The organism is Enterobacter cloacae complex sp.6700776 (assembly GCF_048284255.1).
In the GTDB taxonomy this organism is placed as follows: domain Bacteria; phylum Pseudomonadota; class Gammaproteobacteria; order Enterobacterales; family Enterobacteriaceae; genus Enterobacter; species Enterobacter intestinihominis.
Genome location: NZ_JBLVYK010000003.1, coordinates 40,767 through 53,589 on the forward strand (window position 1 = coordinate 40,767; position 12,823 = coordinate 53,589).

Below are 12,823 nucleotides of genomic sequence, written 5' to 3' on the forward strand. Positions count from 1 at the left end.
GCATTAACTATTTTTTATGATCAAAAGTTACCTGCAAATATTATTAAATGGCTTTAGCGATCGAGTACTATCACGCGTTATTTATATGATCAATAAACTCATCATTCTTGAAAAATCGCACTAATTCAAATTTCTTTGGCTGGAATGAACTTGCATTAATGATTAGATTTTCGAGATCTTCGATATCCCAACAAATCATTGCAAATTCCTTTTCCCCCATATATTTAGCAATGTCAGACTGATGTTTATCCAAACGATCTAAATTTGGGGCAATGATGATTTTTTTCTCGTGATCTAAAAGAGAAAATATTGATCCAGCGCCTGCATGACTGATTATAAGATCATAATGAGAATATTCGCTCTCAATAGATTGAATAAATTCAACTTCCTTGTAATTTTCTGTTTCAGGGTTTGACAGGCCATTCGCCTTTTGGCACATAAAAAAATTGTTGGCCATATGTGGAAGCGCTGAAATTGATGCAATCTGCTTGATAAGTTTATCAAACCGAGTGGTGCCTACGGTCACTAAAATTTTCATAGCACTCCGGAAAATTTGGCTTTTTTATACTGATTTAAAAGCGTCTTGTGCTGCACATAAAACTCATCCGCAATTAAAGACATGATTCTACCAGTGAAGGACTTCGTTTCGAATCTGGACCATGTTTCGAGATGAATTATTTTTGCACCAACAATATATTTAAAATAAAAAGCGGGAATAAGAGCTACACCGGGTCCCGTTGAAACGACTACTTTTATTCGATGAGTTTTATGAATCTGTAAACAGACCTTGATCTGATGTAACTGATTGAAGCGAAGCACACTAATGAACGTTGAATATTTATTTCTAAATTCACGAGTGACATAATGCTTATCAGACCATTCTTCCTTAATTTTATAATCTGAGAGACTGATTTTATTTTTATTTATTTCTCCACCAATTCTTTTCATCAATCTGTTCATCTGGGCTCGGTGTCCTCCCTCGCCGTAAATGAATAAAGCACTATCCTCTATATTCATGTTAAACTGCTTCTCCATTCTTAAAAGCCGTCCTGATCAGGATTCTAAAATAAGCGTATCTGATTAAATATAAAACCATCAGGAATAAAGACATTATTGGGATAAGATATATCACCGAAATACTAATGAAGTATTGCCATACCAAAAACAATGACAGAACCACAATAAATACAAAAAAGTTGAATATCAGTGAGATTTTTTCTTTACCAAGGAATAATATTATATTTGACTGAACTAGTGATAGTTGCGAAGAGAGAGTAAAAAGCATTACAGGCACGACGATTGCCAGTATTTCATTAAAGGTTACATAGGAAAGCGATAATTTAACATAAAAGATTAGTGGCAGGATACTACCAAAGCATACAAGCGCTGATATGATGATAACTTTTTTATTTATCGCAAGATAAACTTTTTCTTCTTTGGATTTAGCACACTCCACTAACTCTCGATAAAAGTAGTTCATGTATGCACGTGAGAAGACAGATATAATTCCAATTATGCTAATTGTGAGACCTAGTACCGACATTGATTCATCGGGAAGTAACTCACGGGAAAAGTAAGGTAATAGAAAAACGATCCCTGTAGAAATGAGCCCCACGAAGCCAACATTTAGGGAGAATTTCCAATCTAGCCCATTGAAAGCCTTGCTATCAGATACGGTTATCCACGCTCGCTTAACATATATGTAGTAAATAATTTGGTTAATTATTGTCGCGATAAAGTAAGCAAGGAAGAAAATATCAAGAGGTTTTAAAAAGACAAGATGCAGTTTGCACAGCAGCATTCCTGCCGCGAAAAGAACCAGCGCTAGCAAATCATAAATTAAGCCAGGGAGTGCCTTTTTATAATAAATATAATAATAACGATAGATTTGGTTGATAGCCAGGCATGCAAGAGAGCCAGCGAATATTAAGGTGTCAATTAAATTTAAGTCTAGTGTTGGAGTCGCCAGTGCTAAGGTAATAACCGAGGCTACTGCAATACTAAGGAGTAAAACGTAATTAAAGTATTTCATGCTCACTTCAGAGCCATCTTTAATGAGCGTTGTACCAAGTCCCTGACCGAGGAATATCACTGCAACAGTTAAGAATGAATAATAAACAGCAAAGAGCGCAATGTCTTTTTGGACAAACACAAGAGTCAATAAAAAGAAGATTATAACCCTTGCTGCTCCAGAAGATACAGTATATCCAAGCCAAATTAATTTATTAATTACAAACATTTAAACGCCTCAAGCAGCTTCGTTTGCGCTATTTCTTTCGTATAGCTGTTTAAGACCGTTTGCTTAGCCTGGTGAGACATCGCTTGAAGCGTTTGTGGTGACATCTCGAGCATTTGCTCAATTTTAATTTTATAGTGTCCGTCCTCGTAAACAATAAAACCATTTTGGTTATTATCGATGAACTCGTTGAAAGAGGGGATATTACTTAGAAGTGGAATCATCCCCGTAGCCATCGCCTCCAAAGGAACCAGTCCAAGGCTTTCACTTTCTGAAGGATAGATTAGTACATCATGTTCCTGAAAAATTTCAGCCAAGCGAACGTGCCCTACGGCAGGCGAAAATTCAATATTTGGTAAATGAGCTGCACTTTTCACTAACGAATCCAGCTCTGGACCATCCCCAACAATAGTTAAGTGAATTTTACTTTTATCATCGTCGGACAGGTTTTCAATTGCCTGTATTGCCAGATCCACACGTTTACTCTTGATGAGTCGTCCAGCAAAAAGGAGTTTAAGCGGAGCACCGAATTCACGGTTTTTAAACGCAAAAAGTTGGGTATCAACGCCGCCAGAAGGGCTTATTGCACATTTAACTTCATCGAGTTGATATTCATTTTTGGTAAATTCCAGATAAGACTTTGAAGGAAACACTATTTTTACCGCATTTTTCAACGCATTAGAAACAATTGCCTTCTTAACACGAAAGAACATTCCACTGGTTCCGTTGAGCCGCTTAACGTCACCGCCGTGTACGTGCACCACAATTTTTTTTCTTCTGACGCAATTGCCCATTTTTACCGGCAGATAGCAATGAGACGCATAATGCAAATAAAGACAATCACTTTTGGTCAAAAGAACTTTAACCAAAATAGAGATATAAAAAACAAGATAGTTATAAATTTTAGTAACTTTGCTTTTTGAGATTTTATTAAGAACACATAATTCAATATCATGTCCATTATTACGGAGCGAATCAGCTGCGTTTTTAACGAACCCGCCCAGATGTGGCGTATCCGAACCTGGATACATATTACTTATGAGCAAAATTTTCATTCGAAGGCCTTTTCAATAGACTACCAACAATCGTGCTAATCGCTTTAATGATCATTACACATAAAAAGAATTTAAATGAGATATACATAAACACTTCTAAACCGTCACGCACCCAGAAGAAGCAGTAGCCAATGCAGGTTATAAATGTAATCTTTATCGTAATCATCCTGGTTTTTTTGGTTACTGCGTCAATGATTTTTAATGTGCTTCCAGTAATAAGTCCCCAAAGCCAAAACCAGGTTGTGCCAAACATAATAATAAAGCTACCTACTATCGTTGGTGATATGGTCAACTGCGTATCCATATTCAGGATATAGGTTGTATAAAAATAGCCGTTATTCAAAAAGTTAATCGGTTTTGACTCCCATAAAAAACGAGGAACAATAATCGCAAACTCATTGAAGAAGGTTGAAAAATACTGAACATTACCTGTTTTATCAATATATTCAATAATATCTTTGATTGCATAAATCGGAGAGAAAGAATCTAAAGCGAATGAAATCATGACTGATGAGCCAGACAGAAGCATACTGATCACATCATCAAGACTGGATCCATAACGCAGAGCACCCAATACAATTAAAGCTACACAGCAACATGCTGATAGTATAGCTATTTCATTTATACGGAGTACTTTTTTCTCATAGGCAAAATAAGTTATAGCAAGAACTGCCGCGCCCATTACATTTCTTGAGCCGCCTATAACGTAGTAATAAACAGAACCACAGAAAATAGCCAATGCGGTTGCCAATATAAAACGTAATTTAGTAGGTTTACGAAGAAAGAACACAATCGAGGAAGGAACAAATGCGTACATTAAAATAATTGACAGGCCGCCACCCGAATTCTGTTCAAGACGAGCTTCGTAACCACCACCAAATGCGACCCCATTATTTTTCACATAAATCATCAAAGCAAAAATGTATAAAACCAGACCACAAACGACAAATATTTTTGAGTTAATACTTCTGAACCATGAATTAGACAAATCATCTGAATGATTATACCGAGAGGACACTTTTATTGGTGTTATAAAATATGACAAATGGATTGCGAATAAACTTAAGAATGAGAACCAAAATACCTGAGTATATCCCTCCTCTAGCGGAACACCCTGTATCCAGACAGATAGATAATATACAAAATTCACCACGAAGTAAAAAATAGTAAAAACGCGAATATATACGCCTTTTATAAAGTATATGGTGCAAATAATATATAAAAGAGGAAGTAAAAAATACAGAGATGCCATCAATCTGCCTTTAGGTAAAATATTAGCATTACTAATAAAGGGAATGAGCCACAACGCTCAATATGGTCGGGCCACGCTACCGCCCTTGGCTCCTAAGCTACCAACATGCTTATATTCTATAACAAATTTTTGAACGCCGAATACGCAGGTCCGGTCCATAAAAATATGCGGATAATTGTCTGACGTATCTCACTTAGAAACAAGCAAAAAGTTATAGACTATCGTACTAAGACTCGCTCTTATCTGTGTCAGAAACATTAAAAGGTGGTAGCGTTCTATCCATTCCGAACGCTTACCACCTTAGATCAATACTTTGCGGGAGTATACCGAAGGTTTAGTGCTCTTTAAGCAACTTCTCAATCCGGCTTCTGAACTTCGCCCCTTCCTTCAGGTTACGCAGGCCGTAGTTCACAAATGCCTGCATATACCCCATTTTCTTACCGCAGTCGTAGCTGTCACCGGTCATCAGCATGGCATCTACGGACTGTTTTTTCGCCAGTTCAGCGATCGCATCGGTCAACTGGATACGGTCCCAGGCACCCGGCTCGGTTTTTTCCAGCTCAGCCCAGATATCGGCATTCAGCACATAACGGCCGACTGCCATCAGGTCGGAGTCCAGGGTCTGCGGCTGATCGGGTTTTTCGATAAACTCAACGATACGGCTCACCTGCCCTTCCGACTCCAGCGGCTCTTTAGTCTGAATAACTGAGTACTCAGAGAGATCACCCTTCATACGTTTCGCCAGCACCTGGCTGCGACCCGTTTCGTTGAAGCGTGCAACCATTGCCGCCAGGTTGTAACGCAGCGGATCGGCAGAAGCGGTATCAATGATGATATCGGGCAGTACCACGATAAACGGGTTATCGCCTACGACCGGACGCGCGCACAGGATCGAGTGGCCCAGACCCAGCGGCTGCGCCTGACGCACGTTCATGATGGTCACGCCAGGAGGGCAGATAGACTGAACTTCCGCCAGAAGCTGACGCTTAACGCGCTGCTCAAGCAACGCTTCGAGTTCATAAGAGGTGTCGAAGTGGTTCTCTACCGCATTCTTCGAAGAGTGCGTCACCAGAACGATTTCTTTGATCCCTGCAGCAACAATCTCGTCGACGATGTACTGAATCATCGGCTTGTCAACGATCGGCAGCATCTCTTTAGGAATTGCCTTCGTGGCTGGCAACATATGCATGCCCAGACCCGCTACCGGTATGACTGCTTTCAAATTAATCATTATTTCTTCCACCTTAAAATGGTTGACGAATTATAGCTTTTAAACCTGTTTTCGCCAGCATGTTTTGCCGTAAATATGAAGTAATCCTAGGTCACCCCACCACAAATTACAGTAGTTGTAATCTGAATAGATCGCGATTTCGTTCCAGGAATTGTCGCAAAATAGTCTGGATGATTACCTGTGCGGCAGCGCAAAATTCAACCGTTCCGTATTCACCACGTGTTGATCAACGCGATCAATATCCACCGAGCTCTGCCCCTTTTCATTAACCGCTTTTATGTTCGCAAGCGACAGCAACGTCTCGTTTTTAGCCATAAACTTCCCGCGCACGTCTTTACGCAAGTCGAAGTTCATCTTCAGGGCCGGTCCCGTTGTTGACTCCTGCATCACGTTGATATTACGTAAGAAAAGGTGCTGGGGTTTGTTATGCAGCTCAAGCGTTGCCCGCTGCATCTCAACGTTGGTGATGGCAACAAACGACGTGGCATTGCCGGAGGAAATCTGTATCCCGCGCAGCTTATAGGCAAGCTGTCGGTTATCCAGGCGAATATCGTTAAGTTTGAAGTTCTGCGGTATCGACAGATAATCGCCCTTGATCACGCCATAACCAATTAGCATTCCGGCGCTGTTGACCATATCGACATTATCAATAACGAAATTATCACAGCCATAAATAGCTACTGTCGCGTTATCAATTCCGGCCTTTTTACTGAAGTCAGGGGTAATATTGCTGGCCTTGATATTACGGATCACAAAGTGTTTACCGTTTTCAACATGCACCAGCTGCCGACAGTTGCTGCCGGTGATATTTGCCACCACGAAGTTTTTAACGGTCTGCTGTTCCGGATAATCATTGTCGTACGTACTGCCGGCCAGCCCGATGCCTATGCCCCAGTTGATCTTGCCGTTGGTGCAGTTGATGTTATCGATCACGTGGTCAGAGATCAGGATGTTGCGGTCGTTAATCGCCACGTTCCACTCAATCGCGTCACCCTGCAAGTGGCTGAATTTACTGTTGGTAATGCGCGCACCGTCCACCTGATTGTGGAACCCCTGACGCAGGATCGCGTAGTTGGCCTGCGTCACGGTGATGTTATCGATGAGCAGGTTGCGCATCACTCGCCGTTTTTTACCGCCGATGTAGATCTGGGTGACGGGGCCGAAGCCGCTCATCGCCAGCCCTTTAATGACACAGTCGGAGCCACGCACGTCCAGCGTGATGTTATGCGTGCGCCCTTCTCCTTCCCCAATGACCTTGCAGCCCTCCTGAAGCACAAACCGCCCGCGCCCGTTGCCCTTCAGCGCACCGCGGATCAGCAGGGTTTTGCCATCAGGAATGAAAATGCCGGTATTGATGTTTTCACAGGTTAACCCGGCGGGAACAACAACGGTATCGCCCTCGGCAAATGCCTGCCTGAAGGCGGCGATCCAGTCGTTATTGTTGTAGCGATCGACAGAAACCGTCTTCCCGGTTGCCGCCCGCGCAGCGCGGGGCGACAACAGCGGCATGGCAGCCAGGACGGATAAAGAAGAGACAAATCGGCGTCGGGTAATCTTATTCAGCATACAACCTCAGCGTTACAGCGTTTGCAGCAGGCTCGCTAACTGGCGATTAATCACCTGCTGATTGAATTCTGCTTCAACTTTTTGCCGCGCATTTTGCAGCACAGGGATCAGCGTCTGCTGATCGATATCGCTGAACGCGGCCAGACGGTCCGCCAGCGCCAGCGCATTGTTTTCAGGAACCAGCCAGCCGGAATGCTCAGAGGTGATCAGCTCCGGGATGCCGCTGTGTAACGTCGAGACCACCGGAATGCCGACCGCCATCGCCTCCATCAGCGCCACGGGAATGCCTTCCATATCGCCGTCGGCGCCGGTTACGGAAGGCAGCAGGAACACATCCGCCTCGTCGAGCATGGCTTTCACTTCGTGGCTCGGCTTGAAGCCCGGCATCTCCACCACGTCTTCCAGCTGATACTGTTCAATCAGCGTGCGCAGGCGACGCTCCCACGGCCCGATACCCAGGATGCGGTAGTGGAAGTCCACACCGCGCGCCTTCAGTTGCCGACAAGCTTCGATGGCTACGTGCAGCCCTTTCTTTTCGGTCAGGCGGGCAACAGAGATAATTTGCAGCGGCTTGCCCGGCACCTTGACAGGTCGCTGGGTGAAGCGTTCCATATCCACGCCCATGCGTGAAACGGTGATTTTCTCGCTCGGGCACCCCATGGTTTTCAGGCGCCCGGCCCACAGGTCGCTTATCGGCAGCATCATGTCGCCACGGCGAAACAGCTGCTGATATTCCGGGGTGTAGTGGTTCAGCACTTCACGGCTGGAGATATCGATACCGTGGAAAATGGTGGCGATTTTGCCGTCAATCACCCCCAGCTCACGCAGTTTTGCCGCCGTGACGCCAGCCGGGCCAAAGTGGGCGATAAAGACATCGGCCCGGTACGGCTGGGCCGCTTGCCCGCAAATGGCGGATAAGATCAGGTTGCGGGCCTCCGCGCCATAGCGCGACATATTCAGCGCCCGCCACGTCGAGGCGCGATGCAGGCCGCGCAGCGTCTGGCTAGCGCGATGGCGCAGTTTGTTCATCCTTCCGGCGGGTTCGTCCTGCAACCAGCGGGTTTTCGCCTCCAGCCCATACTGGGTATACGCCGCATGGGTGTTTTGCGTATCGCCCTTTTGCAGGGCGATAATCTCCACGTCATACCCCATATCGATAAACGCGGTGATTTGGTTCAGCACAAAGGTTTCAGACGACAGCGGAAATTTCAGTAAGAAGAAACCAACCTTCATTTCCCCTCCCGGACGCGGTCGAGGACGGATTTCACCATGCCAATACCTTTTTCGCGTTCGGCTTTCACCGCCACCGCCAGACGTTCGTTGATCTCAGGCAGCTGACCGAGCGTGTCGCCCACCATCGCACCCAGAGATCCGTCCAGCAGATGACGAATATCGACGGCCATTTCCGGCATACCGAGCTGCTGCATAATGCCCGCGGACTTGTGTTCGTAGTTAATGGCGATGGCTGGCGTGCCGAAGTTCATCGAGATAATAGCCGAGTGCAGACGCGTGCCCACGGTCAGGTCGCAGGCGGAGAGCAGCTTGCCCATCTCAAGGTCGTTCAGCTCGTCCATCACCACGTGATAGCGGGACGGATCGTTCACCAGGTTGCGCAAGTTGAGCGCCACCATACGGTCATCTTTGTTGTAGCTGTCGATACCGGTACAGGTGGAAAGCGCCAGCACCTGGTAACCGCTGTCCAGCACGCGGTTCACCACCTCGGCAAAGGCTTTTTCATACGCCGCCTGAGTCGTGCCGAGGCGTTTATCGAAGGGAGCAAGTTCACGCAGGGTAATGGCGACGGTTTTCTGTTTTGCCGCCACGTCCAGCCAGTGCTGTACCGCGTAGCTGGCCTGGAAGCTGTCATCCTGATGATCCACCAGCCAGGCGGTGTCTACGCCGTGCTCCACTTTGGTGGTGTCGATTTCGCTGCGCTTCATCATGTCGAGGCTGACCGATTCGCGCAGGATCAGCGCGTCACAGTGGCCGAAGACATAGTTCGCCAGCTGGTTGAACTGCGGATCCTGGAACGGCCCGACGCTGTGGCCAATCATAAACAGCGGTTTTTTCGCCATAAAGGTGCAGAGCGCATGCTCAAACTGCGGCACGCCGTACAGGTCGACGAAGAACGAGCCGCCCACCTGAATAATGGCGTCATAGCCGGACAGCAGACGCACGAAATCGGTAAAGCCCTGCGCGATGGCAATGTTGCGCAGCTTGCCGGTGTCGGTTACGCGAGAAAGCAGCACCTGATGCTGGTAGCGGCGACGCAGCACTTTCTTCACGCGCCCCATCACGCCCGCAGCGTTGTTGTGCTGTTTCATCTGGCTGTAGAGCGGGTCGCCCATCACCGGGCGGTTCAGTAACCAGGATGAGCTGACCGGATAACGGCTCATCACATCCACTTCTGTCTCAGGCTTAAGGGTGTTAATTGCATCCAATAAACCGCGCAGGATGGCGCTGTCGCCACGGTTGCCGCAGGTATGGTTGCCAAGAATAAGTAATTTCATAATGGCCTCGTAAAATTAGCCTGCGCGAAGCAGCGTTTTCATTTTTTCGTTACGGCAAAACTGGCGCTTTATCTCAACCACCAGCGCATTGCGTGACAGTACAATCATCACGCCGAATGCCAGCGCGCCTGTCGCGACCTGCACCGCAAGCAGCGCCGCCAGCGGCAGATGCCCGTTGAGCACCACGCCCAGACCGTAGCTCACCGCCAGTGTCGGTAAGGAGAGATAAAACGGCAGCCACAGGCTGAGAATGTACTGACGGTAGCTGGAGCCCAGCACCGGTTTGATCATCACGAAGTAGCTCAGCACGGTATTGACGATCTGCACCAGCAGGAAGCCGAGCGTCACGCCAATGGCGCCCGCCATGTGACCGCCCACAATAATTGCCGGAATAAACAGGAAGGTTTTAAACACGTTGAACTTGAAGCTGATATCCACGCGCGCCTTCGCCATTAGCAGAGAACCAATCGGATTCCCCACCGAGCGCAGCAGCCCAACAACGCACAGCAGTTGCAGGATCGGGATGATGCTGTTCCACTTCTCGCCAAACACCAGCGGTACGAAATTGCTGGCGACCACCATCAGCCCCAGCAGCACCGGGAAGTTGATGATCCCCACGACGGAGAGCAGCTTGTAAAAGTTCACGCGCAGCTTTTCGGTATCGTCCTGAATTTTGGCGAACGCCGGGAACAGCACGCGGGTAATGATTGGGTTGAGCTTCATCGGCGGGACAACCGCGACGTTATACGCCAGGTTGTAGCCGCCCGCGACGCTCGCGCCCAGAATGCGCGCCAGCACCAGCGTAGAGAGGTTAGTATTCACATAGTTGATAATGCTGTCTGCCGTCAGCCACGCGCCGAAGCGCAGGTTGGATGAAACAGACGCCAGCGAAAAATGCAGTCCCGGGCGATAAATCTTGCGGCCAAAGAAGCCAAACAGCAGCGTGCGCACGGCAGAGTTAACGAGGTAGCCGAGAATGGCGGTCATCGCCAGCGGCCAGAAATGGGCGCTGACAACGGTGAAGGTAAAGCCCGCCAGCACGGCGCTGGTTTCAATCATGCCTATCTTATTGAACTCCAGCTCTTTCTGCATCAGCGCGCGGAACTGCTGCCCGTGCGGGATCACCACGAAAGCAAACGACAGGGTGCGCATCAGCGGCGCCAGGTCCGGGTTATGCAGCACGCCGGCAATCACATCGCTCAGCAGGAACACCAGCACAAAGACGAAGATACCCAGCCCGACGTTCAGCCAGTAGAGGGTGGTCAGCTCAAGATGGCTGATCTCTTTGCGCTGGATAATGGAGTTGGCGATACCAAAGTCCGACAGCGTATCGGCCAGGGCGATAATCACCAGCGAGACGGTCAGCAGACCAAACTGGTGGTTATCGATAATGCGCGCCAGCACCGTCATCTGCACCAGGCCGAGGCCAATGATGACGATGGTGGCCATGGCTGACCATTTTGCGCCGCTGATGGTTTTTTCTCGTAAGCTCATCTTAGTACGCCGCTTTGTTCACGAAGCCTTTGAAAATGGTCAGAAAAACAATCTTGATATCGAACCAGAGGCTCCACTCACGGATGTACTCCAGATCGAACTCGATGCGTTTTTCCATTTTTTCCAGCGTGTCGGTCTCGCCGCGCCAGCCGTTGATCTGCGCCCAGCCGGTGATGCCCGGCTTCACCTTATGGCGCAGCATGTAGCCTTCGATCAGGGTACGGTACTGCTCGTTATGGGCCACGGCGTGAGGACGAGGCCCGACGATGGACATCCCGCCGGTGAACACGTTGATGAACTGCGGCAGCTCATCGAGCGAGGTACGGCGCAGGAAGTTACCCACGCGGGTGACGCGCGGATCGTTCTGCGTCGCCTGGGTCACCACCTTGTCGTTCTCCATCACCTTCATGGAGCGGAATTTCCACACCATGATCGGCTTACCGTCCATGCCGTAGCGGGTCTGACGGAAGATGATCGGCCCCGGAGAGCTGAGCTTCACCGCCAGCGCAATGCAGCACAGCACCGGGGAGATGAGCAGCAGGATCAGGGACGAAAGTACGATATCCTCCACGCGCTTCAGCACGCGGTTAATCCCCGACAGCGGCGTGTCGTACAACGGAACAACCGGTACCCCGTTCACCTCTTCAATACGGGAGTGGAGAATATTGAAGGTAAACACGTCAGGGATGAGGATCACCGAGCAGGTGGTATCGGCAAGCTCGCGCATCAGTGTCTTGATGCGGGATTCATCTTTCATCTGCATGGCGATGTAGACGTTGTGAATTTTGCCGGCTTTCGCGTCTTCTATCAGCTGTTCGTAGCTGCCCGCCCAGTCAGATGGTACGCCGCCGGGCTTCGCGTCGTGATAAACCCCCACCACTTCAAAACCTAACCACGGCTCTTTGCGGAAGCTGTCGAGCAACACCTGTCCCACCGGCAGGTCGCCCGCCACGGCAACAAAGCGACGGTTATACCCACGGTTGCGCAGCCAGCCCGCGCCAAAGCGGATCAGCGAGCGGCAGACCACCATGCCAACGCTGGTTAACAGATACCAGCAGAGATAGGTCACAAGCCGATTATCAAAATCATGGCTGAACGCCACCAGGCCTGCGCTGAAAATCAGGCTTAAGGTCCAGTTCTGGAGCAGCAGCATCAGTTCGGTGGTCATTTTGACGCCACGCCATGAACGATAGAAATCGGTCATGCCGCCGATCATCTGAAACACCACCAGCGCAATCAACGCCATCAGCAAGTGCATGTATAAGAACGACTGCCCGCTGACCCAACACACCGCCCACAGTCCGCCGACCATGATGGTGATATCAGAAAAACGCTGCACCATAGAGATTAACGATGCATTCGTTCTCGCTCGCTCGCGCTTTTTTAGATTTGTCATCGTTGTTCCTTTAGTTCTAAACCTTTCCCCTCGCCCCTCACCCCGGCCCTCTCCCCAAAGGGGAGAGGGTGTTCAAGTTCCCT

At 48.4% G+C, this 12,823-nt stretch carries 11 protein-coding genes; all 11 read right to left on the reverse strand.

What is annotated here, in order from left to right; genetic code table 11:
• Positions 1-70: 70 nt before the first annotated feature.
• On the reverse strand, positions 71-538 hold the full coding sequence (pssE, locus tag ACNQ0T_RS06385; protein WP_023300534.1) for a PssE/Cps14G family polysaccharide biosynthesis glycosyltransferase: 468 nt from the start codon (positions 536-538) through the stop codon (positions 71-73).
• Positions 535-1,035: a PssD/Cps14F family polysaccharide biosynthesis glycosyltransferase gene (gene pssD / locus ACNQ0T_RS06390; protein WP_023300535.1), complete on the reverse strand. Its 501-nt coding sequence runs from the start codon at positions 1,033-1,035 to the stop codon at positions 535-537. The genes pssE and pssD overlap by 4 nt, the downstream gene beginning before the upstream one ends.
• Positions 1,019-2,239, reverse strand: coding sequence for a hypothetical protein (locus ACNQ0T_RS06395; protein WP_023300536.1), 1,221 nt, complete (start codon positions 2,237-2,239; stop codon positions 1,019-1,021). Before ACNQ0T_RS06395 ends, pssD begins: the two co-directional genes overlap by 17 nt.
• Positions 2,230-3,291 carry a glycosyltransferase family 4 protein gene (locus tag ACNQ0T_RS06400; RefSeq protein WP_023300537.1) on the reverse strand — a complete coding sequence of 354 codons (1,062 nt, stop codon included), beginning with the start codon at positions 3,289-3,291 and terminating at the stop codon, positions 2,230-2,232. Before ACNQ0T_RS06400 ends, ACNQ0T_RS06395 begins: the two co-directional genes overlap by 10 nt.
• Entirely contained in the window at positions 3,269-4,543 is a 1,275-nt protein-coding gene (locus tag ACNQ0T_RS06405) for a WzyE family oligosaccharide polymerase (RefSeq protein ID WP_417929785.1), read from the reverse strand. Before ACNQ0T_RS06405 ends, ACNQ0T_RS06400 begins: the two co-directional genes overlap by 23 nt.
• A gap of 334 nt (positions 4,544-4,877) precedes the next feature.
• The gene (galF, locus tag ACNQ0T_RS06410) at positions 4,878-5,774 is read right to left on the reverse strand and encodes a GalU regulator GalF (protein ID WP_023300539.1); all 897 of its coding nucleotides are present in this window, start codon (positions 5,772-5,774) and stop codon (positions 4,878-4,880) included.
• A gap of 174 nt (positions 5,775-5,948) precedes the next feature.
• A complete protein-coding gene (wcaM, locus tag ACNQ0T_RS06415) occupies positions 5,949-7,340 on the reverse strand; it encodes a colanic acid biosynthesis protein WcaM (protein WP_303755951.1) in 1,392 nt (463 codons plus the stop codon).
• A gap of 12 nt (positions 7,341-7,352) precedes the next feature.
• Positions 7,353-8,573 carry a colanic acid biosynthesis glycosyltransferase WcaL gene (wcaL, locus tag ACNQ0T_RS06420; protein WP_023300541.1) on the reverse strand — a complete coding sequence of 407 codons (1,221 nt, stop codon included), beginning with the start codon at positions 8,571-8,573 and terminating at the stop codon, positions 7,353-7,355.
• Positions 8,570-9,850: a colanic acid biosynthesis pyruvyl transferase WcaK gene (wcaK, locus tag ACNQ0T_RS06425; RefSeq protein WP_180243354.1), complete on the reverse strand. Its 1,281-nt coding sequence runs from the start codon at positions 9,848-9,850 to the stop codon at positions 8,570-8,572. The genes wcaL and wcaK overlap by 4 nt, the downstream gene beginning before the upstream one ends.
• Before the next feature lie 15 nt (positions 9,851-9,865).
• A complete protein-coding gene (gene wzxC / locus ACNQ0T_RS06430) occupies positions 9,866-11,344 on the reverse strand; it encodes a colanic acid undecaprenyl disphosphate flippase WzxC (RefSeq protein WP_126291219.1) in 1,479 nt (492 codons plus the stop codon).
• Position 11,345: 1 nt separating this feature from the next.
• Positions 11,346-12,740, reverse strand: a complete 1,395-nt coding sequence (gene wcaJ / locus ACNQ0T_RS06435) for an undecaprenyl-phosphate glucose phosphotransferase (protein ID WP_038416372.1) — start codon at positions 12,738-12,740, stop codon at positions 11,346-11,348.
• Between the last annotated feature and the right edge of the window lie 83 nt (positions 12,741-12,823).

Bases quoted from the DNA above. Each gene is read 5' to 3' on its own strand.
- galF (WP_023300539.1), bottom strand. From the start codon at position 5,774: ATGATTAATTTGAAAGCAGTCATACCGGTAGCGGGTCTGGGCATGCAT.
- wcaJ (WP_038416372.1), bottom strand. From the start codon at position 12,740: ATGACAAATCTAAAAAAGCGCGAGCGAGCGAGAACGAATGCATCGTTA.
- wzxC (WP_126291219.1), bottom strand. From the start codon at position 11,344: ATGAGCTTACGAGAAAAAACCATCAGCGGCGCAAAATGGTCAGCCATG.
- pssD (WP_023300535.1), bottom strand. From the start codon at position 1,035: ATGGAGAAGCAGTTTAACATGAATATAGAGGATAGTGCTTTATTCATT.
- ACNQ0T_RS06395 (WP_023300536.1), bottom strand. From the start codon at position 2,239: ATGTTTGTAATTAATAAATTAATTTGGCTTGGATATACTGTATCTTCT.
- wcaK (WP_180243354.1), bottom strand. From the start codon at position 9,850: ATGAAATTACTTATTCTTGGCAACCATACCTGCGGCAACCGTGGCGAC.
- wcaL (WP_023300541.1), bottom strand. From the start codon at position 8,573: ATGAAGGTTGGTTTCTTCTTACTGAAATTTCCGCTGTCGTCTGAAACC.
- ACNQ0T_RS06400 (WP_023300537.1), bottom strand. From the start codon at position 3,291: ATGAAAATTTTGCTCATAAGTAATATGTATCCAGGTTCGGATACGCCA.
- wcaM (WP_303755951.1), bottom strand. From the start codon at position 7,340: ATGCTGAATAAGATTACCCGACGCCGATTTGTCTCTTCTTTATCCGTC.
- ACNQ0T_RS06405 (WP_417929785.1), bottom strand. From the start codon at position 4,543: ATGGCATCTCTGTATTTTTTACTTCCTCTTTTATATATTATTTGCACC.
- pssE (WP_023300534.1), bottom strand. From the start codon at position 538: ATGAAAATTTTAGTGACCGTAGGCACCACTCGGTTTGATAAACTTATC.